Raw genomic sequence first — 25,191 nt, forward strand, 5'->3', positions numbered from 1 at the left:
GAACCGCGGAATCGTTCCACGGCTCACGCCCGGCACGGACACCGTGACGGGCGACGACCGCGTGGCGGCAGTGAACCGCGACCGCACGGCACTGACGGGTCGAACCCCCGTGGCACGCCGCATGACCGGCCGTACCGCCGCGGCTGTCGCGGTCGCCCTGCTGGCCACGACGCTGACCACGGCACAGTCGGCGTCCGCGGGCTCCCGCCCGCCCGCGCCGCCGTCCGACGCCCGGCTGGCCGCCGAGCCGGCCCGAAACGACCTCACCCGAGAGCAGTCCTACTTCCTGCTGCCCGACCGGTTCGCCAACGGTTCGACGGCCAACGATCGCGGAGGCCTCACCGGAGACCGGACCACGACGGGCTTCGACCCGACGGACAAGGGTTTCTACCAGGGCGGCGACCTGAAAGGCCTGATCAAGAAGCTCGACTACATCAAGGGGCTCGGCACCACCGCCATCTGGATGGCGCCGATCTTCAAGAACAAGCCGGTGCAGGGCGGCGGGGAGTCCGCCGGATACCACGGATACTGGATCACCGACTTCACCCAGGTCGACCCGCACTTCGGCACCAACGCCGAGCTCGCGGAGCTGATCGACAAGGCCCACGGCAAGGGCATGAAGGTCTTCTTCGACGTCATCACCAACCACACCGCCGACACCGTCACCAACACCGAGAAGAAATACGCCTACCGCACCAAGGGCGCCTACCCCTACCTCGACACCGAAGGCCGCCCCTTCGACGACACCACCGGCATGCGGAAGGTCGACGAGGACAGCTTCCCGTACACGCCCGTGGTGAACGAGGGCGAGGCCAAGGTCCCGGCCTGGCTGAACGACCCGACCATGTACCACAACCGGGGCGACTCGACCTTCGTCGGCGAAAGCGGCCTCTACGGCGACCACACCGGTCTCGACGACCTGTGGACGGAACGGCCCGAGGTCGTCGAGGGCCTGGAGAAGATCTACCAGAAGTGGGTCAGGGACTTCGACGTGGACGGCTTCCGCGTCGACACGGTCCGCAACGTCGACATGGCGTTCTGGACCCGGTGGGCCACGGCGATCGACGCCTACGCCGCCAAGAAGGGGCGCGAGGACTTCTTCGTCTTCGGCGAGACCCTCTCCTCCGACCCGTCGGTCACGGCGCCCTATGTGACCCAGGGCCGACTGGACGCCACGCTCGACTTCCCGCTGCAGAACGCGATCCGCGGCTACGCCTCCCAGGACAAGCCGGCCGACGCGCTCTCCGACGTCCTCGCCCAGGACTACCGCTACACCACCGACAAGGCCAACGCGTACGAGGAGGTGACCTTCCTCGGCAACCACGACATGGGCCGCATCGGGAGTTTCATCAGCCAGGACAACCCTGACGCGTCCGACGCCGAGCTGCTGCGCCGTGACCGGCTCGCGCACGAGCTGATGTTCCTTTCCCGCGGCAACCCGGTGATCTACGCGGGCGACGAGCAGGGCTTCACCGGCCCGGGCGGCGACAAGGGCGCCCGGCAGACGATGTTCGCCTCCAAGGTGGCGGACTACCTGGACGACGACGAGATCGGCACGGACCGTACCCACGCGTCGGACGCGTACGACCCGACGCACCCGCTGTACAAGGCGATCGCCGCGTTGTCGAAGCTGACGATGCGGCATCCGGCGCTGCGTGACGGTGTGCAGGAGGAGCGGTACGCGGACGACGGGCAGGGCGTGTACGCGTTCTCCCGCACGGACCCGAAGCAGAAGGTGGAGTACGTCGTCGCCGTGAACAACGCCGACCAGGCCCGCACGGTCGAGGTCGCGACGTATTCGGCGGGGATGGACTTCCGGGGCCTGTACGGATCGTCGGCGCGTGTCACCAGCGGAGCCGACAAGAAGGTGACCGTGGAGGTCCCGGCGTTGTCCGCGGTGGTGCTGAAGGCGGCGAAGCCGCTGGCGTCCCCGGCCTCCAAGCCCTCGGTGTCGGTGCAGGCGCCGGCCGTCGGATCGACCGGTGACGTGGAGATCTCCGCGAACGTGGACGGCGGACAGCTGAACCGGGTCGTCTTCGCCGCGCAGGTCGGCAACGGGGCCTGGAAGACGCTGGGTTCGGCCGACCACGCCCCCTACAAGGTGACCCAGCACCTGTCCGACACGGTGCAGGCCGGGACGGCGCTGCGCTACAAGGCCGTCGTGGTCGACAGCGCCGGACACACCGCGAGCAGTACCGCCACGACCACCGCGGGACAACCGCCTGCCGAACCCGAGCCGAGCGCGGTGGACCGTGACTACGCCGTCGTGCACTACAAGCGGACGGACGGCGACTACGACGGCTGGCAGCTCAAGTCGTCGGCGGGTACTGCGGACTTCACCGGTCGCGACGCCTACGGGGCCTTCGCCTGGGTGAAGCTCGACGACGGGGCCGCCGACGTGACGTACACCGTCGAGAAGGACGGCACCGCGGACGGCCCGCAGCGCACGGTCGAGACGGCGAAGACGGGTGAGGTCTGGATCGAGCAGGGCGAGGACGGGCAGGCGGTGACGGCACCCGAGGGCGCGTATCCACCGCAGGACGAGAAGAAGGCCGTCATCCACTACCACCGCGCCGACGGTGACTACGACGGCTGGGGCCTGCACACCTGGACCGGCGCCGCGAACCCGACGGACTGGTCCAAGCCGTTGCGGCCGGTCGCCGAGGACGCCTTCGGAGCGACCTTCGAGGTGCCCCTCGCCGACGGCGCGACGTCCCTCAGCTACATCGTCCACAAGGGCGACGAGAAGGACATCGCCGGCGACCGGTCCCTGGATTTCGCCACCTACGGCAAGGACGTCTGGCTCATCGGTGGCGACAGCGACTACCTGCTGCCGACCGTGGGCGCCGCCCCCGACCTGGACCTCGGCACCTCGCAGGCCCAGTGGATCGACTCGGACACGGTGGTGTGGAAGGTGAAGGCCACCGACGCCACCAGCCAGCAGCTCGTCTACGCGCCCGACGGTGACATCACCGTCGAGGACGGCGCCCTGTCCCACGAGGGTCACTGGCTCCGGCTGACGCCGACGGCCCTCAGCGACGCGCAGAAGAGCACGTATCCGCATCTCAAGGACTACCCGGCCTTCACGGTCGACCCGCGTGACCGTGACCGGATCCGCACCGCGCTGCGTGGCCAGGTCATCGCCACCCAACGTGCCGCCAACGGGGCACTGCTCGCGGCGACGGGAGTCCAGATCCCCGGTGTGCTGGACGACCTCTACGGCACGGCGCGGAACGCCGACCTCGGGCCCGTCTTCGACCGGGGCAGGCCCACTCTGTCCGTCTGGGCTCCCACGGCGCGGAACGTCTCCCTCGACCTGGACGGCAAGCGCGTCCCCATGCGCCGGGACGACGACACGGGGGTCTGGTCGGTGACCGGTTCCCGTGACTGGACCGGCAAGCCGTACCGGTACGCCGTCACGGTGTGGGCCCCCTCGGTCCGCAAGGTCGTCACCAACAAGGTCACCGACCCGTACTCGGTGGCGCTGACCGCCGACTCCGCCCGCAGTCTCGTCGTCGATCTGGACGACAAGTCCCTGGCACCCAAGGGGTGGTCCACGCTGGACAAACCGGAAGCCGTTCCGCTGAAGGACGCGCAGATACAGGAACTGCACGTGCGGGACTACTCCGCCGAGGACTCGACCGTCCCGGCGGCCGAGCGGGGCACGTACGCCGCCTTCACCGAGAAGAACTCGGCGGGAAGCCGGCATTTGCGCGCGCTGGCCGAGGCCGGTACCTCCTACGTGCACCTGCTGCCGGTCTTCGACTTCTCGACCGTGCCGGAGAAGGCCGCCGACCGGGCGACGCCCGGATGCGACCTTGCCTCCTACGCGGCGGACTCCGCCGAGCAGCAGGCGTGCGTGGCGAAGAGCGCCGCGAAGGACGCCTACAACTGGGGCTACGACCCGTACCACTTCACCGTTCCCGAGGGGTCCTACGCGAGTGACCCGGACGGGACACGGCGCACCGTCGAGTTCCGGAAGATGGTGAAGGCGCTGAACGAGGACGGCCTGCGAGTGGTCATGGACGTCGTCTACAACCACACCGTCGCGGGTGGCCAGGCGGACGCCTCGGTCCTCGACAAGGTGGTGCCGGGCTACTACCACCGACTGCTCGCCGACGGCAGCATCGCCGACTCGACCTGCTGCGCGAACACCGCGACCGAGAACGCCATGATGGGCAAGCTCGTCGTCGACTCGGTCGTCACCTGGGCGAAGGAGTACAAGGTCGACGGCTTCCGCTTCGACCTGATGGGCCACCACCCGAAGGCCAACATCCTCGCGGTCCGGAAGGCGCTGGACGCGCTGACCCTCAAGAAGGACGGTGTCGAGGGCAAGAAGATCATCCTGTACGGCGAGGGCTGGAACTTCGGCGAGGTCGCCGACGACGCCCGGTTCGTGCAGGCCACCCAGCGGAACATGGCCGGGACGGGTGTCGCGACCTTCTCCGACCGCGCCCGTGACGCCGTGCGCGGCGGCTCGCCGTTCGACGAGGACCCGGGAGTGCAGGGCTTCGCGAGCGGTCTGTACACCGATCCCAACTCCTCCGACGCCAACGGCACGTCGGCCGAGCAGAAGGCCCGGCTGCTGCACTACCAGGACCTCATCAAGGTCGGTCTGTCGGGCAACCTCGGTGGCTACCGCTTCACCGACACCGGCGGCAAGGAGGTCACCGGCGCCGAAGTCGACTACAACGGCAGCCCCGCCGGCTATGCGAAGGCGCCCGGAGACGCCGTCGCCTACGCCGATGCCCATGACAACGAGACCCTGTACGACGCGCTCGCCTACAAACTGCCGTCGGACACGTCCGTGTCCGACCGCGCCCGGACGCAGGTGCTCGCGATGGCGACCGCGGCGCTCTCGCAGGGTCCCGCGCTCTCCCAGGCCGGCTCCGACCTTCTTCGCTCGAAGTCACTGGACCGGGACTCCTTCAACAGCGGGGACTGGTTCAACTCCGTCCACTGGGACTGCCGGGACGGCAACGGGTTCGGCCGGGGTCTGCCGGTCGCGGCGGCCAACGAGGCCAAATGGCCGTATGCGAGGCCGTTGCTCAGGTCGGCACCTGCACCGGGGTGCAAGGAGATCGAGGGAGCTTCCGCCGCCTATCGCGACCTGCTGCGGATCCGGACGACGGAGAAGTCGTTCGCACTGACCACGGCCGAGCAGGTACAGGAGGCGTTGTCCTTCCCGCTGTCCGGTCGTGACGAGACACCAGGGGTGATCACGATGCGACTCGGCGACCTGGTCGTCGTCTTCAACGCCACCGCCGAGCGCCAGACCCAACGAGTGCCGGGGTCGGCCGGAAGCGACTACCGGCTGCATCCGGTGCAGGCCCGCGGTGCCGACCGCGTGGTCAGGACGGCCACCTACACCAAGAACACAGGCGTCTTCGAGGTGCCGGGGCGTTCGGTGGCGGTCTTCAAGCGCTGACAGAACGATGGACGACGTGCCCGTGCCGGTCGCCCGGCACGGGCACGTTCATGTGCGGGGACGGCGTCCGGGCACACCGGGGACGGATGCCTTTCGGCCTCGTCGCGGCCGCTTCGCTCGCTGAGGGAACGGGTTCGTCTTTCGACGGCTCCGGGCACGGTGACAGGTGTAAGTCCTGCCATCTTCTCGACGGGCAGCGGCGTTCGTGTCGGCCGGCCACTCTCCCAGCGGCGAACGGCAGGAAGGTGACGGATCGTCAACGTCGTGTCCTGACCTGCTCTTTCAGGCGGTGAGGCGTCAGTCGCCGGTCATTGAAAGAGGAACCGCAAAACTCTGAAACTTGCCGCAAAGTCTTTCATGCTCTCTCGGGTCCTCGTACGCTGGAGGCGTCCGTTCATCAAATGAAGGGAAGCAGTGCGATGATGCGGTTTCTGCGTTCAACTTTCTTGACCTCCGCGGTGGTTTTGTCCCTGGCAACGCCGGCAGCGGCGACCGACGCCGCGTCCCTGGAGGGCGTGGAGGGCCAAGTCGGCGCACCCGAGTGCGTGGGCTTCACTGCCGACTGGCGGTATACCTTCGTCACCAACGGCTGCTCCAGCGCCTACACCGTGACGGTCGTGTACCGCGACGGGACCGAGGTCCCCTGCCGTGTGGCGTTTCCCGGCGACAGGCTCACTTTCCCGGGCTACGGCACCCGGGGCAACGAGGTTCTGGGCACGGCGCTGTGCGAGGCCGATGGCGGCGTCTGACGGCACCGCTCAAGAGGCGTCACCGCCGCCGTCGGGCGCTCCGCCGGTCGGGGCCCGCACTGCCCTGCCTTGCGCAGCGCCTGCCGGGCGTTCAGCAGCTCGGCCGTTGTCCTCCGGGCGTCGGCGCCCACCGGGTGGGACTGGTTCAGAGAAGTGACCGGGCCGAAGCTGATGGTGCCGGACCAGATGGTTCGGGGCATCGCAGACCTCCGTGGCAGGCCCTGAGCAGTTCGAGCCTACGAGGGGCGCCCGAGGCCTGCACCAGTTGCCCCTGGGCAGCCGCGTGCTCTCCCGGGGGGAGCCGGGAGGCGCGGTGGGCCCCGCCGTCGCAGTGGGACAGCAGCGCTCAGCAAGGGGATCCACCGGGGGTCCGCCAACCGAGTGGTGGGCGGCTGCCGGGTGTCACAGAACAGGCGTCATGGAGGGGGGAGTGGGAGGTTCGGCCGGCTGGTGTGTCGGCGCCGAGGGGTCCGGCGGCGGGGGGAGGGGCGGCGGCGTGCCGGATGCGGGTGATGCGGTTCAGGCCTGCGCCGTCGACCTCGACGCCGCGGCGACTGCCTCCCGGATCCCCGTACTGGCCGCACGCGCGACACCAGCGGGCCGACGACCCCCGGCAAGGCTCGGGCGGGGCACACTGTGGAAAATGCGTGGGTGCCGCTGTCGATCCAGCCCCGTCCCGTTCGACATCCTGGTGTAGGACGCATCGCCCTATGGGGATGCGACAGGACCTGATGAGGGAACTCATGGATCAGCTGCTGCGAGTGCAGAACTTCACGATCTCCAGCGATGGTGTCGCCGCCGGCGAGGACCAGAGCCTGGAGCGGCCTTTCGGCCACCACATCGATCCGGGAAAGCTCTTCGCCTGGGCCGGCGCCACGGCGAGCTGGCCCAACCGCACCGAGCCCGGAGGAAGCCGGGGCCTGGACGACTATTTCACCCGGGACTTCAGCCACAACATCGGCGCCGAGATCATGGGCCGCAACAAGTTCGGACCCCAGCGCGGCCCGTGGCACGACCACGAATGGCGCGGCTGGTGGGGTGACGAGCCGCCCTTCCACACGCCGGTGTTCGTCCTGACCCACCACAAGCGACCGTCCTTCACGCTCGGCGACACCACATTCCATTTCGTGGACGGCGACCCCGCCACCGTCCTCGCGCAGGCGCAAAAAGCCGCGCAGGGTATGGACGTCCGGCTCGGCGGCGGCGTGAGCACCATCCGGGAGTTCCTCGACGCCGACCTTGTCGACACCCTCCATGTGGCCGTCGCACCGGTGAAACTCGGATCCGGGCTACGCCTGTGGGACTCGCCCGACCAACTGCTGGACCGGTTCCACATGGAGGTCGTGCCGAGCCCGAGCGGTGTGACGCACCACCTCTTCTGGCGCAGATGACACAAGAGGTGACCGGGACCCTCCATACGGCCGACGTGGGCTTTCCCGGCGAAGACTGACGGCGTGGGTGGAGGGGTCCTGCGCGCTCAGAGACGCCAGCAGCCGGCAAGCCTGCCGTTCGGATCAGCTGGCGAGGACGGGGCGGCGTGGTGTGCGCGCGGCGAGGTTGTGGTGGCCGTGCGGGCGGCGCCGCCCCGTCGTGCCGACGTGAACGGGCCGTAGGGCCGCGTCCCCTGTGGCTGCCCCTCCTCACTCGATGGCTACCGTCGCCTGCCATGCGCCCGGGCGCATGCCCGTCGCCTTGTGGAAGAACGCCGAGAAGTTGGATGCGTCGGGAAAGCCGAGCGTGGCGGCGCAGCGGGCCGCGGTGAGGCGGTCGTGCGCGAGGAGTCTTTTGGCTTCGAGGACGATCCTGTCGACGATGTACGCCTTCGCGGTGCGGCCTGTGGCCTGCTGCACCGCTCGGGAGAGGGTGCGGGGCGCATATCCCAGAGCACGGGCGTAGTAGCCGGCGTCGTGGTGGTTACGGAAGTGCGCTTCGACGCTTGAGCGGAACAACCGGAACACCGGATGTGTGAACCGTGCTTCGGCGTGCGGTGGGCGCAGCCGGGCGATGAGCGCGGAAAGCAGGATTTCGGGCAGCTCCGTCGGGAACTGCCCGGGTGGGGCGGATGTCTCGAGGAGGAGATGGTTGCGCGCCGTGTCGACGAACAGCCAGTCGGCGTCGGGAATGCTCCAGTGCGCGGCCGGGTCCGGGGATGCGACGAGTTCCCGGGTGGCGTTCGTGACCGGTGCTGTCGGCACGAACAGCATGAGGTGCCCTGCCACATCGGCGATGTCGTCCCACCGGTGCACGGCGCCGGGAGGAACCCACACCGCGGACCGTTTCTTGAGCGGGTGGTGGAGGAAATCCACCGTGACCGAGCCATATCCGGCGTCGACGATGGCGAGGACATGGAAGTCGGCGCGCTGCGTGCCGCCGTCGTTCAGCTCGCGAAGGCGGCTGAACGTCATCGTCTCGACCGAGGCGGCGCGGTGTCCCCCGGGTCGGTAGGTCATCTGCCGGATCACGCTCATGTGTCCAGTTTTCACCATCGGGCGACCAGTCACGCCGATGCCCCGTCCGGGAGCGGAAGTTTCAATGAATACACGGGGCAATCACTCAGAACACCGACCGGAAGAGCCATCATGAACACGACGCAGCAGACGCTTCTGCCCGTTTACGACCACCGGCCGGGTACCGGGCCGACCCTGGTGTTCCTGCACTACTGGGGTGGTTCCGCCCGCACGTGGGACCTGGTCGTCGACCGCCTGGCGGGCCGTGACGTGCTCGCGGTCGACTTCCGCGGGTGGAGCCGGTCGAGCGCTCTGCCCGGCCCCTACACGCTCGGTCAGCTCGCCGACGACACGCTGGCCGTGCTCGCCGATGCAGGGGTCACCGACTACGTCCTGGTGGGCCATTCGATGGGGGGCAAGGTCGCACAGCTGGTCGCGGCCACCCGGCCCGCCGGCCTGCGCGGCATCGTCCTCGTCGGCTCCGGCCCGGCGAAGCCCGCCGCACAGATCACCCCCGAGTACCAGGAAGCCCTGTCGCACGCCTACGACTCCGCCGAGTCCGTAGCCGGGGCACGGGATCACATCCTCACCGCGACCGAGCTGTCCGCTCCGGTCAAGGCGCGGATCGTGACCGATTCGCGGACCGTGAACGAAGCCGCCCGCACCGAGTGGCCGCTGCGCGGCATCGCGCAGGACATCACCGAGCAGACGCGCGTGGTCAGCGTTCCCGCTCTCGTGGTGGCCGGGGAGAACGATCAGGTCGAGCCCGTCGACGTGCTCCGCGACAATCTGGTGCCCTACCTCTCCCAAGTCGACTTCGTGGTGGTTCCGCACACCGGTCACCTGATCCCGCTGGAAGCCCCGGCCGACCTCGTCGACGCCATCACGGCCTTCGCGCCGGCAGCCTGACCGTCCCCGTAGGCCCGGCGACGGGCTGTGCCCCCGATCACCCGCCCGACACCACGAGGCCAAGGCCGACCCTCCCGCGTTGCTGCGCACCCGGCACATCCTCAAGGGCGTCGGCGGCGGGATCCGTCAGCGGCCGGTCCGCCGTCCAGCCGTGACGGCCGGAGCATCGCATGGGCCGACCTGCCCCCTCCCGCCCGACGCGAGCCGGTGTCAGGGCGTGGCACCCTCACCGACAGCAGCAGTCACACCGGCATGGTGTTGTCGGACTACAGGCCTGCACGACCGGGGCCTGCATCCACCACGTCGGAGGATGCGGGCCCCGTCGGTTCCGGCACCGTGGAGGCGGTGGCCGGCCAGCGCCTTACGGTGCGATCTCGAACTGCGGTGGCTGGAGTCCCGCGAGGCAGCCGGTGTCCGGCGCGGTAGGACGGGCGAAGAACGACGTGGTGATCGTCTGCGCGCACCGCGAGTCGGCGAACACCACGTGCGCGACGTAGGGGACCGTGACGGCGGTGGAGCGACTCAGCGTACGGGCGACGTACGCCCCATTGCTCGGCGCCGTCTGGGCGTCGAACCCGCCGGACAGGGCGAGGGTCGGGATGTCGCTGCGGGTCACGTCCCGGACCGACGGGGGCGCCGGGGGTACGTCCCAGGCACGGCAGTCGTCGTGGAGCCAGGCGAGTTGCGGGGCGTTCGCCAGCATCGATCGGGGGAACGTCGGGAACGCGCGGCGTCCGCCCCGGATGATGTCGGCCCGGCTCTCGTACGGGGTCCACTGGCTGCAGAAGACGCCGTAGACCAGCCCGTGGGCGACCCTTCCGATGGCCTGCGGGCTGTACTTGCCGCCCGCGAGCTGCTCGGCGATCCGCTGTGGGTTGCCGTGGGCCAGTTCGTCGATGGAGCGCGGCACCCCGGCGGCCACGTGGGTGGCCGAGGTCAGCCACGCGACCAGGTTGGCCCCGTCCAGCACGACCTTCACCGGCTCCGGGTGGACCGGGACCGTGACGGTGGTGGTGATCGGCTTGGCCTCCAGCTCACTGACGAGGCGGAGGAAGGTGGCCTTCAGCCGCGGGTAGCGGGTGTTGCAGGCGGGCTGCTTCTCGCAGGCCTTGAACAGGCCGTCGAAACCCTCTCGGGCGGCCTTCCAGGTCACGGCCCCGCCGGCGATGGACGGCGGCAGGACGCCGTCGATGCCGACCGAGCGGATGCCCTTCGGGTGCAGGCGCATGTAGTTGAGCGCCAGGTGGGTGCCGTAGGAGATCCCGAAGACGTTCCATTTCTTGACACCCAGCGTCTTGCGCAGGGCGTCGTAGTCCGCCGAGCTCTCGATGTCGTTGTAGGCGCTGCTGTCGGCGCCCTGGGCGTCCACGCGGTCGCGGCAGGCCCGGGTCGCCTCGACGTGCAGGCGCCCGGTGGACGGCGCGTTGGACACGAGGCCGAGGGCGCGGGCGTTGAACCGGTCGATGTTCGGGCAGGTGAGTTCCGGGTCGGCCGAGTAGGTGCCACGCTGGGACATGAAGATCACGTCGCGATCGCGGTTCAGGTGGCCGGCGAGCGCCATCGGGATCTCGGAGACCGCGTCGTCGCCGGGGCCTCCGGCGAGCCACACGATCGGATCGGGCGCCGGACGGCTGCGCTCCGCGGGCATGATCGCGACGGCGAGGGTGATCGTGCGTCCGTGGTGGCCCCCGTATCCCTGGGGTTCTTTGGGCCCCTTGGCCTGGGAACGCTTCTCGGGCACGGTGAGGGTGCCGCAGCGGGCGCGCGCGAGATCGGGGATCGGGTCCGCGGTCCTGGGGCAGGGGCCCGGTTCGAAGTGGGCATCGCCCACCGTACGGGCGGCCGTGCCGATCGGGTCGGCTGTGCCGGACCCGGCGTGTGCGGGCATCGCGGCGAGGCCGACGACGAGGGCGCCGGCCGTGGCGCCGGCCAGCGTTGCCGGGAGCCGCCGAGCGGGACGCCGGCTGGGGGTCGTACCAGTGGACATCGTGCGTACTCCGGTCAGGGGACGATGGTGAACGGTTTGGGTCGGACTCCCGGCACGCAGCCGGTGTCGGGCGCGGTCGGCCGCGCCAGGAAGGAGAGCAGCACCGACGCGGCGCAGGGGTTCTGCGGCACCACCCAGTGGGTGATCCCGGGAATCACCACCGCGGTCGAGCGGGGGAGCGTGCGGCCGGTGAACGGCCCCCAGCTGGCCCCGGTCTTCGCGTCGAAGGTTCCGGTGATGATGAGCGCGGGCACCTTGCTGCGGGTGGCCACGCGCTGGACCGCGGTGCGGTCCGGGACGTTCCAGACACGGCACAGGTCGTGTTCGAAGGGCAGTTGCGGTGCGTGGGCCAGCACCGAGTCCGGCCATCCGGGGAAGGCCCGGCGGCCCGCCTTCAGCACGTCGCGCTTCGAGAAGCCCGGGACCCACTCGGCACAGGCCACCGAGTGCGTCAGCCCGTGGGCGAACTCGCCGATGGCGGGCGTCGCGCCGGCGGCCTGGGCCCGCGCGAGGCGCTCCGGATTGCCGGCGGCGAGTTCGTAGAGCGCCGCGGGGACGTCGACGGACGGTACCAGTCGGCCGTTGGTGACCAGCAGGTTCACCAGCGTGCCCCCGTCGAGGACGACCTTCACCGGGGTTCCGCCACCGGGCGGCGGCACGGTCAGCGTCAGGGGGTTCGCCTCCAGCCGCCGGACCTGCTGCGTGAGCGTGCGGGAGAGGTGCGGGTAGCGGGACTTGCAGGCGGGCTGGGCCTCACACGCCGCGAAGATCGCGTTGATCCCCTCCTGGGCGCTGTCCCAGGCCCACGGCAGGCTCACGATCTGTGGCGGTACGACCGAGTCGATCGCCAGCGAGCGGATGCCCTGGGGGTGCCGGCGCAGGTAGGTGAGGCCCAGGTCGGTGCCGTAGGAGTAGCCGTAGACGTTCCACTTCTTGATGCCCAGGGCCTTGCGGAGGGCGGCGAAGTCCGCGGCGTTCTCGGTGGTGTTGTAGGCCGTGAGGTCGTTGCCCTCGGCCGTCAGACGGTCCCGGCACGCCTTCGCCGCGCGTACCAGCCCTCGTCCGGTGGACGGCGCGTCGTAGGGCAGGCCGACGGCGGTCGCGTTGAACCGGTCCATCTCCGGGCAGGCGAGGTTCGGCTGTGAGTGGAGGGCGCCGCGCTGGGCCACGACGATCAGATCGCGGTCGCGGTTCACGTCGGAGTCGATCAGGAAGGGGATGGCTCCGAACGCGTCTCCGCCGGGACCGCCCTCCATGAACACCACGGGGTCGGCGGCCCGCTTCTTCGACGCTGCCGGGATGATGGCGACGGCCAGCCGGATGGTCCGCCTCGTGGGGCGCTCGCGGTTCTCGGGGACCTCCAGGAAGCCGCACCGCCCGGGAACCGGGTCGGGCGTCTGCGGGCAGGGGCCCGGTACGAATCGCGCCGGATGTTCGGGCCGCGGCCCGCCGGCAGGCGTCGACCGGGCGCTGCTCGGCGCCGTCCCGACCGCACCGAGGACACCCAGACACGCGGCGAGGAGCGCCGCCTTCGTACGTGTCCTGCGGCCGAGTCGTGGACGGGTGTGTCGAGCCCGGCTCCGTACGGGTGTCCCGGCCCCGGAAAGGGAGGCCAGGGCCCCGGGACCGATGTCGTGTTCCGCCATGTGATCTCGTCTCTCTGACGTCCCTGGCCGCTCCGGCCGGGGGACGGTTGGCATGGCTGCGCCCCGCCGCACGGCCGGGCAGGGCGCTACGTCAGCCTGCGATCGGGCCGGGGCTCGCACCACTCGTCGCCTCCACTTGGAGCAGCCCCGCCTCGGACCGGGGGCTGTCCCCGGTCACCTGGTCACCCGGTCACCCGGTCGGCGGGGGCGGGGAGCCCCCCTGCTCCGGCGGTGGTCGCTGGGCCGTATGCCCGAGGCAGGCGGCGCGCGCTTCGTTGCCGCCACGTCGTCCGCATGCACGTACTCGGACCACCCCGTAGCGTGGCCTACGTGCGGTCCGCCACTGGGTCCGATCCTTCTGGCAACCCGGCCGCCCGGTATCGGCCGGCGCCGCATCACGGCACACCCGCAGCGGACTTGACGGCCTCAACCCTCCGCAGTCCGCGATGGCACTGAGCCGATCTCGTTCCCGGCGGCGAAAGCGGGTGGTGTCCGTGAGTCGGATGGCTTCGTTGTGTGTCGCTGAGGGTGCGTCGGCTGTGGTCGTACTGGCCCATGTCGTCGAGAGGGTGACCGGTAAGCCGTTCCGCACCTTCATCCAGCGGGAGTTCTTCGCCCCGCCGTATCTGCGCGTGACGGTGTCCCCGGCAGTCGACGTTCTGCGCCCGCGTGGCAGCGAAGAAGGGCGCTTCGGGGCCGGAGTCCTCCTTGCCGGGTGCAACGCGGACCCACCGGACGACTTCCGTGCGGCAGACCGACTGCCGGGCATCCGGACCAAGTGATGCGTCAGGGCCGTCCGGCACCTGCCGACCCGCCTCGCCCACGACGCTCCGGAGGGTCCCTCCTGCCGGTGCTCATCCCCATCGCGTTCCTGATCGTGGTGGCGGTGGCCGTCGGCTCGTGGCTGCAGTTCACCGAGCGGCGGGCGGTCGACACGGTGTACACCGTCGGTTCCTCGGCCGCCGACCGGGTGGACGTGGAGGCCGTCGTCCAGAGTGTCGACGCCGCGGGCAGAGAGCTGGTCCTGCGGGTCTGGGTGGCCCCGCGCGGGAGCCTCGGCGAGGCGGACGGGGCGGCCCCGGTGGCCGATCTCAGCATCCAGACCTCGGGGGCGACCCTCAGCGACCTGGAGTTCGCGGCGCATGAGCGGCTCTCGACGCGAGACGTGCAGGTTGCGCTCACCGGCGGATCGATCAGTGACTACCCGTTCGACACCTACGAGACCGACATCGCGTTCCGGGCACAGCTGGGCGGCAAGCAGGTGCCGGTACGGATGCTGTTCTCCAACAACGACACGCTCTTCTCGATCTCCGTGCAGCCGGTGCCCTCCCGGCAGGAGGCCGTGGTGGCGCTGGGGCTGGCGCGATCGGGCAGCCTGCTCGCCTTCGCGGTCTTCATGATGGTGGTGATGTGGGCGCTGGCGGTGTCCGTGCTCATCGCGGCCTGGTACCTGACGACCCGCAGTGAGGGCCTTGTCTGGCCCGCCCTCGCCTGGATGGCCGCCACCCTGTTCGCCCTGGCCGCGTTCCGTAACACCGCCCCCGGCACGCCCCCGATCGGCTGCGTGCTGGACTGGTTCGCCTTCCTGTGGGCCGAGACCGTCATCGCCCTCTGCCTGATCACCGTGGTCATCACCGGCGTCGACAAGGCCCTCCACCAGGACGCGCCGCCCATGTAATGGCTCCGCCGCACGGGGCCGGCCGGCGAGCGCCAGGTCGACGAGCGTCCGCAACGGCCCGTCCGAGCACAGCGGCGCCTCGCACCACTCGAACAACACCTCACCCCGGGCGGTCGGCAACCGCGATGCGTTCACGGTGTGGTGACATGGGGTCCGCGGTATCGGGCACACGCGATGGAATGCAGGGAAACCAGACGTATGCCATGAGCGACGCGCACGGCCGACCTGGAACACGGGACGGTGCCTCACCACGGCGGGCCGAGGGAAGGCACCGGCGCACCGGACGGCGAGGGGGTCGGTGGCACCGCAGGCTGCTCGCCTATCGTGCCGTCGAGCTGCTGCCCTCGTCCTCCCCGGAGGGCGGCGCGGGCGAGGAGTGTCTGCTCCTGGTGCACATCCGCAAGGTGGTCGGACGGGTCACCTATCGAGCGTGCGACGAGTGCGCCGAGGGCGTGATCACCGGTGTCGTCCTGGACGAACCGTTCCGCGACTGCGGGCTGGGCACCAGGGCACTGTCGCACCTGCGCTCGCGGCACCCCGACGTCACCTGGCGCACCACACTCGACACCCGCCTCACTCGCGATCTGCTGCGCCGGATGCGCATCCCCAGGGCGGCCGTGGCAGGGAACTGCTCCCACGGCCGGCCCGGCGTCGTCGCCCCCGCAGGCGCCTGAGCGGTCGCCGTCAGGCCCGTCTCACCGAGGACTCGTACATGCGTTTGGCCGCGGCATGTGCGGCAACTTGCACAGGTAGTCCGCACCGCACCGAGGAACAGCGCCGACGAGACCACGCAGACGCATCAGGGCAAGGGGGTTTGCCGTCATGACCGTGGCGACGCAGCAGGGCGGCGGGGGCGGTTCCAGCGGCCTCTACGACGTCCTCGAGCTCATTCTCGACCGAGGACTGGTGATCGACGCCTTCGTGCGCGTGTCGGTGGTCGGCATCGAAATCCTCAAGATCGACATACGCATCGTCGTCGCCAGCGTCGACACCTACCTGCGCTTCGCCGAGGCGTGCAACCGGCTTGACCTGGAGTCGGGACCACGCAAGCCGGCCGGGCTCATGGAACTCACGGAGAAGATCACCGAGTCCGGCGCCCGTGGCAAGACCAAGGGTGCGCTGTCCGGCGCCGCGGAGACGATCTTCAGCGCCTATCAGCAGGCCCGTGACGAGGGCCAGAGGCGCCAGGGGACACGGTCCGCGCGCAGAACGCAGACCGATTGAGGCCCAGCGCGCGAACCGGTGGTGAGCATCGCGGCGATCACGGGGCTGCGTTGTCCTTTGTGGGAGAACGTCGATTCGGCCGCACGGCGTGCGCTGTCGGAGGTCGGTGAGGCAGTCGGCCCCACTCCATTCCAGGTGCTCGTCCGGGTGACGGGGGAACCCGGTGAGGAACAGCGTCGGCAGATCGCCGATGCCGGCGCGCGGGGTGGGCTTCGCGGCGGGCGATGGACTCGGTGATCGCCGCGGGACTGCGGCCCGAGCGGGTGGTGGGCCGGGATGCACAGTGCGGGTGTCGACCGGTCAGTTCGCGCGGTGAGCCGGACCGACTTCGGCGGCGAGCTCGTCACGACGACGAGCGCCGGCCTGCCGACCTCACCGGCGCCGTAGCCGGACTCGTCGTTCCAGCCGTCCGGACCGTCGACCACCGGACCTGCATCGGCCGGAGCTCGCGATCTCCTGTCTCCGAGGTACCGGCCGGCGGCGCCCCGGACCCGGCCGGACGGCGAGTTCCCGCCCGCTCGACCGGGCACTTCTGTCGGGCATGTGCATGCTCTGCGGATGAGGGGGTAGACGCGGCGACATCAGCTCGAACGCAGGGCACCGGCAGGGTGGGGAGATCTCAGATGACGACGACGATCGCGCGAGCGGCCGAGGAGCAGACGACAGCGGCACTGCCTGTGGTCCCCGAACCGGGCAAGATGGCGCCCAAGGACGCCCGCAGCCTGTCGAAGTTGTTCTTCGCGAAGCTGGCGGTGCTCGAGGAAGGCACGCCCGAGTACCAGTACGCGCGCAACACCCTGATCGAGATGAACATGTCCCTGGTCCGCTTCGCGGCCGGACGGTTCCGCAACCGGGGCGGCGCGGACGGGATGGAGGACATCGTCCAGGTCGGCGTCATCGGGCTGATCAAGGCCATCGACCGGTTCGAGATATCCCGTGAGGTGGAGTTCACCTCCTTCGCCATCCCTTACATCGTGGGTGAGATCAAGCGCTTCTTCCGGGACACCTCCTGGTCCGTGCACGTGCCGCGCCGCCTGCAGGAGGCACGCGTGCAGCTGGCGAAGGCCACCGAGGAGCTCCAGAGCCGTATGGGCCGGACCCCCACGGTCAGGGAGCTGGCGGACCTGATGGACCTGACCGAGGAGGAGGTCATCGAGGCCCGGCTCGCGTCCAACGGCTACAACTCCGCCTCCCTTGACGCCACCATCGGCGGCGGCCCCGACGGCGAGACGGCACTGGCGGACTTCATCGGGTCCGACGACGCGGCCATGGAACTGGTGGAGGACTTCCACACGCTGGCGCCCCTGCTCGCCCAACTCGACGAGCGTGAACGGCACATCCTCCACTGGCGCTTCGTCGAGGAGCTGACCCAGGCGCAGATCGGCGAACGGCTCGGCTGCTCGCAGATGCACGTGTCGCGCCTGCTCTCCGGCACCCTGAAGCGCCTGCGCGCGGGCATGCTCACCACCCACTGAACCGAAGCCCGAGACCCGACGCCCGACGCCCGACGCCCGACACCCGAGCCCTGGCCCGACACCCGTGGCCCGGGGCGCGGCAACCCACCCGGCCCCGGGCATGTACCAGAGAGGACCTGTGGTGAGCGAAAGCGGTGCCGCGCTCCCGCCGATCGACGCACATCTGGAGATCCTGCTGCGGCTGGTCGACGCGCAGCCCGAGGCGGCCCTCAAGATCTGCCTGACCACGCCCGGTGGAATCGTCGCGGGGAACCTGGTGGGGTCCCGTACGTGGGCCGACCGGTGGGAGCACGTGGTGTCGACGGCCACCGGAGCGGAAGACGCGGCCGACCACATGGCACACCTGGCGCACACCGTCCGGTCCGCTCTGAAGGAGGCCGATGCGGAGCCGGGAGCGGGGGACGGGCTGCACGGGTTCATCCACCTCGTCGACGTCACGTTCCTGTCCGTGCCCGGGACCGCCACCGCTCCGCTGTGGCGTGGCCGGCTGGGCGATGTCTCCGGCTGGGCCCTGGGGGCTCCGGCCGACCGGCCGGCCTCGTGAAGACCGCCGGTGACCTGATGGCACCACGGCACCCCGCGCACCGGGACGGGGACCGGCCGGGACGGTTCACGCGCCTGGCCGAACACGCCTCGAACTTCACCAGTTCTCCCGCCTTCTTCGGCGTGTGCCTCGTCCTGGTCGCCGCCGCGATCACCGCGCACGCGCTGAAGCTGCCCACGCCGTGGCTGTTGTTGGTGGGCGAGACGATGTCCGCCGTCTCGCTGCTGCTCCTGGCACTGCTCAAGAATTCCGAACGGCGAGCCGAGCACGCCATCCAGCGCAAGCTCGACGCCATCGCCGCCGCGTTGCTGGAGATCCAGCGGCGGGAACCGGGAGCGGCGAGCGAGGAACTCCGCCAGGCCATCAGGATGGAGAAGCAGACCTGAGCAGTGTTCCGAGGGCGCGCCGCGCGGCCCCGCGCTGCCCTGCCCCGGGCCGCCTCAGGCGGGGAGGCTCACGCGTTGCCGCTCTGCCTGGGCGATGCGGGCCGATCGTGTGCGGGTGCCGAAGGCGGCCAGGGCTATCGCGCCGAGCAGCCAGGTGCCGGCGATGAAGTAGAAGACGCTCTGATAGCCGTGGCCGTTGTAGAGCGCCGCGACGATCAGCGGACCGGCGGCGTTCGACAGCCGGCCCAGGCCGTAGGAGACGCTCGTTCCCAGGGAGCGGCTGCGGGTGTCGAAGAGCTCGGGGGAGTAGGCGTAGGCGAGGGCGGTGTAGCCGCGCTCGAAGAGGTTCACCAGGAATCCGAACACGATGATGAGGACCGGGTTGAAGGTGAGCCCGTACAGCAGACCGCATGCCGCGATCACCGTGCCGAAGGCGACGAGGCACCACTTGCGCTCGAAGCGGTCGGTGACCAGGGAGGCCAGATAGCAGCCGAGCGGTGCGCCGACCGTGGTGAGGGCCACGTAGAAGACGGACCTCTCGACGCTGAAGCCCTCCTTGGCCAGCAGGGTGGGCGCCCAGCTGGAGTAGCCGAAGAAGCCGATGGTCTGCGTCGTCCACAGCACCGTGAGCAGGAGCGTCGGGAACAGGTACTTCTTCTGCAGGAGCAGCCGCAGGGGCGCCTTCGTCGACGGTGTCTCGTCGACCGGCGGCGCGGGCGCGGGAAGGGGGCCCTTCTCCGCCGCGACGCTCTCCTCGATCTCCCGGAGCACCGCGTCCGCCTTGGCGTGCTCTCCCCTGCTCTCCAGCCAGCGGGGTGATTCCTTCAGGTGCCGGGTGAACAGCACGAGCAGGATGCCCAGCGAGCCCCAGAGGTAGACCAGCCGCCACGACCAGTCGTTGAGCGGGACGACGGCGCTGGCGATGAGGTTGGTGACGGGTGTTCCGCAGATGCCGATGACGATGGCGTACGCCTGGTACTTGCCGCGGATCGCCGACGGGTACATCTCGTTGACGTAGACGACCCCCACGACCGTCATCGCGGACAGTCCCGCCGAGGTCAGGACGCGGAACACACCCAGGGACACGAGGTCCCAGGAGAAGACCGCCGCGAACGAGGAGATGCCGAAGAACAGCGTCGTCCACAGCAGTGCGCGTTTGCGGCCCCAGCGGTCGGAGATGGACCCGGCGACGATCGCCCCGAGGAACATGCCGACGAACGAGAGCGAGGTGACGTAGGCGACCTGGTCGACGGTCAGGCCCCACAGCTTGATCAGTTTCGGTGCGGTGGTGGCGAAGCTGTTGATGTCCGCGAACTCGAAGAAGTAGGCGAAGGCGACGGCGAGGAGGGTGACTTTGTGGAACCGGGAGACCGGAAGCCTGTCCAGCCGGTTCAGCGCGTTGGCGTGTTGCATGAGCGGCCCTTGTCGAAGTGGGTGGAAATGCACGGGGGATACAGGGGAGTCCGGGGACGTCAGACGTGCTCGCCGGGCCAGTAGAGGCCCATCGGGTTGGCGACGAGGAGCTGGTGCCGCTGCTCCGCGGTGACCGCCACCCGCGACACGTGATCGACGAGGAGTCCGTCGTCGGGCATGTGGCCGGTGAGGTTGGGGTGCGGCCAGTCGGTGCCCCACAGCACCCGATCGGGGAACTCCTCGACGACGCGGCGGCCGAAGGGGACGACGTCGGTGTAGGCGTGCCGTTCGCCGTCCAGGGCGGCGGGCCCCGTCACGCTGAGGCGTTCGGGACAACTCACCTTCACCCAGACGTCGTTGTCGTCGACGAAGCGCAGGAACCGGGTGAACTGCGGCCCGTCCACGGGCTGGGTCACGTCCGGCCGTCCCATGTGGTCCACCACCAGCGGGACGGGCAACGACGCGAAGAAGCCCTCCAGTTCGGGCAGGTCGGCACTCTCGAAGTAGAGGACGACGTGCCAGCCCAGCGGGGCGACCTTCTTGGCGATGGTGTGCAGGTCGTCCTCGGGCGAGGTGTCCACCAGTCGCCGTACGAAGTTGAACCGCACTCCGCGCACGCCCGCCGCGTCGAGTTCGAGCAGCTCGCCCTCGCTGATGTCCGGGCGGACCGTCGCGATGCCGCGCGCCCTGCCGCCCGCGGCTCGGACGGCGTCGACCATGGCGCTGTTGTCCGCGCCGTGGCAGGTGGCCTGCACGATGACGTTGCGGTCGACGCCCAGGTGGTCGCGTAGCGCGAACAGATCCTCCTTGCCGCCGTCGCAGGGTGTGTACTTCCGCTCCGGCGCGAAGGGGAAGTCGGCCTGCGGGCCGAAGACGTGACAGTGCGTGTCGACGGTCCCCGGCGGCAGCCGGAAGGCCGGTGTGGACGGGTTGCGGTACCAGTCCAGCCAGCCGGGGGTCTTGGGGGAGGGGGTGCTCATGTGCCTCACCGCCCCTGGCGCTTCAGCAGCGCGTCCAGGCGCGGGTACACAGAGCGGGCGTTGTGCTCCTGGATCGCCGCGAGGTCGTCCGCGGGCAGCTCGGCCGCCTCCGCGTAGCGACCGGTGTCGTCGAAGTGGTGGCCGGTGCACGGGTCGATGTCGCGGACGGCCCCGATCATCTCCGAGGCGAAGAGGATGTTGCGGGCCGGGACGACGTCGTAGAGGAGGTCCGAGCCGGGCTGGTGGTAGACGCAGGTGTCGAAGTAGACGTTGCCCAGGACGTGTTCCTCCAGTGGAGGCTTCCCGAGCGCCATCGCCAGGCCCCGGAAGCGGCCCCAGTGGTAGGGGACGGCACCGCCGCCGTGGGGGATGACGAAGCGCAGGGTGGGGAAGTCGGCGAACAGGTCACCCTGGACGAGCTGCATGAACGCCGTGGTGTCGGCGTTCAGATAGTGCGCGCCGGTGGTGTGGAAGGCGGGGTTGACGCTCGTGCTGACGTGGACCATCGCCGGTATGTCGTACTCCACCATCTTCTCGTAGACGGGGTACCACGAGCGGTCGGTGAGGGGCGGCGCGGTCCAGTGACCGCCCGAGGGGTCGGGGTTCAGGTTGAGTGCGACGGCGCCGTACTCCTCGACGCAGCGGGTGAGTTCCGGGAGGCAGGTCGCGGGGTCGACGCCGGGGGACTGCGGAAGCATCGCGGCGGGCACGAAGCGTTCGGGATACAACCGGCTCACCCGGAAGCAGAGTTCGTTGCAGAGAGCCGCCCAGGCGGCGGAGGTCTCGAAGTCGCCGACGTGGTGCGCCATGAACGACGCGCGGGGCGAGAAGACCGTCAGGTCGATGCCGCGTTCGTCCATCAGCCGCAACTGGTTCGGCTCGATGGTCTCGCGCAGCTCGTCGTCGTCGATACGCAGGTCCGCGCGGGCCGGGGCGGCGGCCGACGGGTCGGTGAGGGAGGCGATCTGCCGGTTGCGCCATACCTCCAGGGCCGGCGGGGCGGTCGTGTAGTGACCGTGACAGTCGATGATCATTACGGCGTCCTTCTCAGGCTGCTGGGTGCCGTGCAGCCTGGCTCCGTCCCGCACCGGCGGACGAGAGGACCGAGCACAGAACTAACCTCCCCTTAACACTCCGGCCGGTGCGCGGTCGGTGTGGTTTACATTCGGCTGGAGGCAGTGGCCGGGAGTGGCCGAAAGGAGGTGGTCAGGGTGCAGATCCTGCTGGCCGAGGACGACGACGGCGTGGCCGCGGCGCTCGTGGAGGTCCTGTACGACCATGGCCATGTCACTCGGCGGGTCCGGTACGGCAGGGAGGTGCTGACCTACCACCGCAGCTCCGACCTGCTGCTTCTCGATCTGGGCCTGCCCGACACCGACGGCCTGGACGTGTTGCGCGCCCTGCGCGCGGTGAGCGACATGTCGGTGGTGGTGCTCACCGCCCGCGGCGACGAGCGCTCGGTCGTGCGCGGACTGCGGCTCGGAGCCGACGACTACCTCGTCAAGCCGGTCCGACTCGCCGAGCTGCTCGCCCGGATCGACGCCGTCACCAGGCGAAACGCGGCGAAGAGTGCCTCCTTCGTACGGACGGCCCGTGCGGGTGACGTCGAGGTGGATCTCGACGCGCGCCGGGTCCGGGTCGCCGGGGCGGAGATCGAACTGACCACCAAGGAGTTCGACATCCTCGCCGTGCTGGCCGGGCGTGCGGGTACGGCCGTCAGCCGCGAGCAGCTCCTGGACGAGGTGTGGGGCGACGCCCGCCACGCCGTCTCCCGGTCCCTCGACGTCCACCTCACCCAGTTGCGCGCCAAGCTGCGCCGCCCCGAGCTGCTCACCACGATCCGGGGCTTCGGCTACCGCTTCGGGGACCTCGGGAACGAGGACTGAGGGGAACCACGCGTGCGCACCCGGGTCCAGGCCGCACTCCTGCTGTTCGTCGTGATCGCGGTGGCCGCGTTCGCCGTACCGCTGCTGCTGTTCACCGCGTCCGACCGCACCCAGCAGCTGGTCCTCGCCCGCAGCGCCGACCTCGACCGCTTCGCCTCCCTCATGGACCAGGCCGCTTCGACCGGCGACACCTCGGCCGTCGCCGCCGAGGCGCGACGCTACACACAGCTGTACGGCGAACCGCTCGTCGTCACCGACACGCGCCGCAACCCCGTCGTCCAGACCGGCGGCATGCACGCCGCCGACCCCGACGTCGCGCGGCTGCTCGACGCGGCGCTGCGCAACCAGACCGCGCACCCCACGGGGGCGCTGCGCCCCTGGTCGCGTGGCTCGCGGATGTTCGCCGAGCCCGCGGGCACCGGGACCAGGGTCTCCGGGGCCGTCGTGCTGCGGGCCTCGGTCGGGACGGCGGCGCAGGACATCACCCGGCGCTGGGCCGCCGTCCTCGCGGGCGCCGCTCTGGTCGCCATCGCCTGCACGGTCCTCGCCCGGGCCGCGACGAGCTGGGTGGTCAGCCCGCTGAGCCGCCTCGACCGTGCCGTCGGCCGGCTCGCCGCGGGACTCCCGCCCGAACAGACCCGGGCCGGCGGCCCGCCCGAACTGCGCCGACTCGCGATCGGCTTCAACCGCATGGCGCGTACGGTCACGGCGGCCCTGGAACAGCAGCGCAGGCTCGTCGCCGACACGTCCCACCAGATGCGCAACCCCATGGCGGCGCTGCGGCTCCGCGTCGACGCCCTGAACACCCACCTGCCCACGTCGGCGGACCGCACCTACACCGGGGTCACCACCGAGCTCGACCGCCTGGAAACCCTCCTCGACGACATGCTCGCGCTCGCCGCCGCGGAACACCGGGCCGGGGAACTGACGGTGACCGACGGCTCGGACGCCCACTGCGACCTCACGGCCGTGGCGGCCGCCCAGCACCGCCTGTGGGAGCCGGTCGCCCACCGCGCCGGAGCCCGCCTCACGCTCCGGGCCGCTCCGGCCCGGGTCACGGCCGCATGCACGGACCGCGAGCTCGCCCAGATCACCGACATCCTCGTGGACAACGCCATCAAGTACGCGGGCCCGGGCGCCGAGATCTCGCTGCGCTGCGCCACCGAAGGCACGCTCGCGGTCCTCACGGTGACCGACGACGGACCCGGCCTGGGCGCGGAGGAGCTCGCGCTGGCCACCACGCGGTTCTGGCGTTCGGGCCGGCAACGGCACGGCGGCACGACGGGTACGGGACTGGGCCTGGCCATCGCCGAACAGCTGCTGGCGGGGCGGGGCGGCCGACTGGACCTGGAACCCGCGCGACCGCGGGGGCTGCGGGCCAGGGCGGTCGTACCGCGCGCGCCGGGCGACGGAGGTGCCCCGTGACCCGTTCCGTCGACCGCCGCGCCCTTCTCCATGCCGCTCTCGGCACGGCCGCCGTCGCCGTCCTCGGCGGCGCGCTCACGGCCGACGCCTCCCGGCAGCTGCCCGGCCCGAGCGGTGTCCTGCGCGTCGCGACCGGCGAGCCCACCGCGTTCTACGCGGCTTTCGGCCGCCTCCTGGCCGCAGAGCTCGAAGCCGCGTATCCCCGTCTGACCTGCCGCGTCCGTACCACCGCGGGCAGCGTCACCAACATCGAACTGCTCCGCGACCACCGCGCCGACGTCGCACTCGTCCTCACCGACACCGCGCTGGCGGCCCAGGGCACCGACCTGTTCCCGCACCCCGTGCCCCTGCGCGCGCTCGGCAGGGTGTACGAGACCTACCTCCAATTCGTCGTCCGCGCCGACTCGCCCGTACGCGCGGTGTCCGACCTGGCGGGACACACCGTCTCGCTCGGCGCCACCGGATCGGGCGCGGCCGTACTCGGCGAACGGATCCTGCACGCCGCGGGGCTTTCCCCCGGCACCGACGTGCCCGTCAGCCATCTCCCGCTGGCCGACGCGGCGGACGCGGTGCGTACGGGCTCGGTCGACGCGCTGCTCGTCGCGGGCGGCGTACCGTTGCCCACCCTGTCCGACCTCGACGACCGCGTCGGCCTGCGGTTCCTGCCGCTGGCCGGTCTGCTGCCCCGGCTGGGCGGCCGCGACGGCCTGGCCGGGTCGGGCCTGGAGGAGGTGTCCCTGCCACAGGGCGCGTACCGGTCGGCGGGCGGGGTCGGCACCATCGGAGTGTCCAACCTGCTGGTGTGCCGCCCCGATCTTCCCCGCGGCGTCGCGGACGCGCTGACCCGCCTGCTGGCCCTGCGGGCGAGCGCCCTCGTGCCCGGCAACGCCGTCGGGACCCAGTTCCTCGACGTCGGCAGCCTGATCGGTACGGGCGGCATCGCACTGCACCCCGGCGCGGTCGCGGCGTACCGCTCGCTGCACGGCTGAGCCACCTCGCAGGCCGCCCGTGACG

General features: G+C 70.6%; 20 protein-coding genes and 1 pseudogene. 14 read left to right on the forward strand and 7 right to left on the reverse strand.

All coding sequences use genetic code 11. The features are described 5' to 3' along the window. The first annotated feature begins 121 nt into the window (after positions 1-121). The 3 genes from pulA (at position 122) to OHU34_RS41525 (ending at position 7,568) form a co-directional block, all read left to right on the forward strand. The gene (pulA, locus tag OHU34_RS41515) at positions 122-5,428 is read left to right on the forward strand and encodes a pullulanase-type alpha-1,6-glucosidase (protein WP_405771570.1); all 5,307 of its coding nucleotides are present in this window, start codon (positions 122-124) and stop codon (positions 5,426-5,428) included. A gap of 401 nt (positions 5,429-5,829) precedes the next feature. Then, positions 5,830-6,177 carry an alpha-amylase gene (locus tag OHU34_RS41520; protein WP_142268355.1) on the forward strand — a complete coding sequence of 116 codons (348 nt, stop codon included), beginning with the start codon at positions 5,830-5,832 and terminating at the stop codon, positions 6,175-6,177. A gap of 743 nt (positions 6,178-6,920) precedes the next feature. Beyond that, complete coding sequence (locus OHU34_RS41525; protein ID WP_142268354.1) at positions 6,921-7,568, forward strand: dihydrofolate reductase family protein; 648 nt, start codon at positions 6,921-6,923, stop codon at positions 7,566-7,568. Between the two features lie 249 nt (positions 7,569-7,817). On the opposite strand, the gene OHU34_RS41530 is transcribed toward OHU34_RS41525, so the two are convergent. Further along, on the reverse strand, positions 7,818-8,645 hold the full coding sequence (locus OHU34_RS41530; protein WP_405772538.1) for a helix-turn-helix domain-containing protein: 828 nt from the start codon (positions 8,643-8,645) through the stop codon (positions 7,818-7,820). A gap of 111 nt (positions 8,646-8,756) precedes the next feature. Here OHU34_RS41530 and OHU34_RS41535 point away from each other — a divergent pair, with 111 nt between their 5' ends. Beyond that, positions 8,757-9,533 (forward strand): alpha/beta fold hydrolase, encoded by a 777-nt coding sequence (locus OHU34_RS41535; protein WP_230196109.1) that lies wholly within the window; start codon positions 8,757-8,759, stop codon positions 9,531-9,533. Between the two features lie 361 nt (positions 9,534-9,894). Here OHU34_RS41535 and OHU34_RS41540 read toward each other — a convergent pair whose 3' ends face one another. Both OHU34_RS41540 and OHU34_RS41545 read right to left on the reverse strand, forming a co-directional pair. Then, positions 9,895-11,520 (reverse strand): alpha/beta fold hydrolase, encoded by a 1,626-nt coding sequence (locus tag OHU34_RS41540; protein ID WP_405771575.1) that lies wholly within the window; start codon positions 11,518-11,520, stop codon positions 9,895-9,897. A gap of 14 nt (positions 11,521-11,534) precedes the next feature. Next, positions 11,535-13,166, reverse strand: coding sequence for an alpha/beta hydrolase (locus OHU34_RS41545; RefSeq protein WP_230196111.1), 1,632 nt, complete (start codon positions 13,164-13,166; stop codon positions 11,535-11,537). A gap of 539 nt (positions 13,167-13,705) precedes the next feature. On the opposite strand from OHU34_RS41545, the gene OHU34_RS41550 reads away from it, so the two are divergent. The 4 genes from OHU34_RS41550 to OHU34_RS41565 all read left to right on the forward strand — a co-directional run bounded on the left by OHU34_RS41550 (position 13,706) and on the right by OHU34_RS41565 (position 16,068). Next, a complete protein-coding gene (locus tag OHU34_RS41550; RefSeq protein ID WP_405771578.1) occupies positions 13,706-13,948 on the forward strand; it encodes a hypothetical protein in 243 nt (80 codons plus the stop codon). 62 nt (positions 13,949-14,010) lie between these two features. Then, entirely contained in the window at positions 14,011-14,844 is an 834-nt protein-coding gene (locus OHU34_RS41555; RefSeq protein ID WP_142269834.1) for a DUF4436 family protein, read from the forward strand. Positions 14,845-15,047: 203 nt separating this feature from the next. Then, entirely contained in the window at positions 15,048-15,518 is a 471-nt protein-coding gene (locus OHU34_RS41560) for a hypothetical protein (protein ID WP_230196113.1), read from the forward strand. 148 nt (positions 15,519-15,666) lie between these two features. Beyond that, the gene (locus tag OHU34_RS41565) at positions 15,667-16,068 is read left to right on the forward strand and encodes a gas vesicle structural protein GvpA (RefSeq protein WP_142268349.1); all 402 of its coding nucleotides are present in this window, start codon (positions 15,667-15,669) and stop codon (positions 16,066-16,068) included. A 311-nt stretch (positions 16,069-16,379) separates the two neighbouring features. On the opposite strand, the pseudogene OHU34_RS41570 reads toward OHU34_RS41565, so the two are convergent. After that, positions 16,380-16,493 (reverse strand): annotated as a pseudogene (locus OHU34_RS41570) (dihydrofolate reductase); the annotation flags it as partial. Between the two features lie 198 nt (positions 16,494-16,691). Between OHU34_RS41570 and OHU34_RS41575 the strand changes: the two are divergent. From OHU34_RS41575 to OHU34_RS41585, 3 genes are all read left to right on the forward strand, one after another. Further along, a complete protein-coding gene (locus OHU34_RS41575; protein WP_142268348.1) occupies positions 16,692-17,543 on the forward strand; it encodes an RNA polymerase sigma factor SigF in 852 nt (283 codons plus the stop codon). A gap of 121 nt (positions 17,544-17,664) precedes the next feature. Beyond that, positions 17,665-18,087 carry a hypothetical protein gene (locus OHU34_RS41580; RefSeq protein WP_020132075.1) on the forward strand — a complete coding sequence of 141 codons (423 nt, stop codon included), beginning with the start codon at positions 17,665-17,667 and terminating at the stop codon, positions 18,085-18,087. A 17-nt stretch (positions 18,088-18,104) separates the two neighbouring features. Next, entirely contained in the window at positions 18,105-18,473 is a 369-nt protein-coding gene (locus OHU34_RS41585; RefSeq protein WP_142268347.1) for a low affinity iron permease family protein, read from the forward strand. Positions 18,474-18,527: 54 nt separating this feature from the next. Here the strand turns inward: OHU34_RS41585 and OHU34_RS41590 are convergent, their stop codons facing one another. From OHU34_RS41590 to OHU34_RS41600, 3 genes are read right to left on the reverse strand one after another with little or no spacing between them, the layout of a single operon-like run. After that, complete coding sequence (locus OHU34_RS41590) at positions 18,528-19,886, reverse strand: MFS transporter (protein WP_142268346.1); 1,359 nt, start codon at positions 19,884-19,886, stop codon at positions 18,528-18,530. Positions 19,887-19,945: 59 nt separating this feature from the next. Next, on the reverse strand, positions 19,946-20,866 hold the full coding sequence (locus OHU34_RS41595; RefSeq protein WP_142268345.1) for an amidohydrolase family protein: 921 nt from the start codon (positions 20,864-20,866) through the stop codon (positions 19,946-19,948). Positions 20,867-20,871: 5 nt separating this feature from the next. Continuing rightward, positions 20,872-21,900, reverse strand: coding sequence for an amidohydrolase family protein (locus OHU34_RS41600; protein WP_230196116.1), 1,029 nt, complete (start codon positions 21,898-21,900; stop codon positions 20,872-20,874). Positions 21,901-22,077: 177 nt separating this feature from the next. Here OHU34_RS41600 and OHU34_RS41605 point away from each other — a divergent pair, with 177 nt between their 5' ends. From OHU34_RS41605 to OHU34_RS41615, 3 genes are read left to right on the forward strand one after another with little or no spacing between them, the layout of a single operon-like run. Further along, positions 22,078-22,752, forward strand: a complete 675-nt coding sequence (locus OHU34_RS41605; RefSeq protein ID WP_142268343.1) for a response regulator transcription factor — start codon at positions 22,078-22,080, stop codon at positions 22,750-22,752. A gap of 12 nt (positions 22,753-22,764) precedes the next feature. After that, on the forward strand, positions 22,765-24,177 hold the full coding sequence (locus OHU34_RS41610; protein WP_405771585.1) for a sensor histidine kinase: 1,413 nt from the start codon (positions 22,765-22,767) through the stop codon (positions 24,175-24,177). Beyond that, positions 24,174-25,166 carry a TAXI family TRAP transporter solute-binding subunit gene (locus OHU34_RS41615; RefSeq protein ID WP_405771586.1) on the forward strand — a complete coding sequence of 331 codons (993 nt, stop codon included), beginning with the start codon at positions 24,174-24,176 and terminating at the stop codon, positions 25,164-25,166. Before OHU34_RS41610 ends, OHU34_RS41615 begins: the two co-directional genes overlap by 4 nt. Positions 25,167-25,191 lie beyond the last annotated feature (25 nt).

The organism is Streptomyces sp. NBC_00080 (genome assembly GCF_045041255.1).
In the GTDB taxonomy this organism is placed as follows: domain Bacteria; phylum Actinomycetota; class Actinomycetes; order Streptomycetales; family Streptomycetaceae; genus Streptomyces; species Streptomyces coriariae.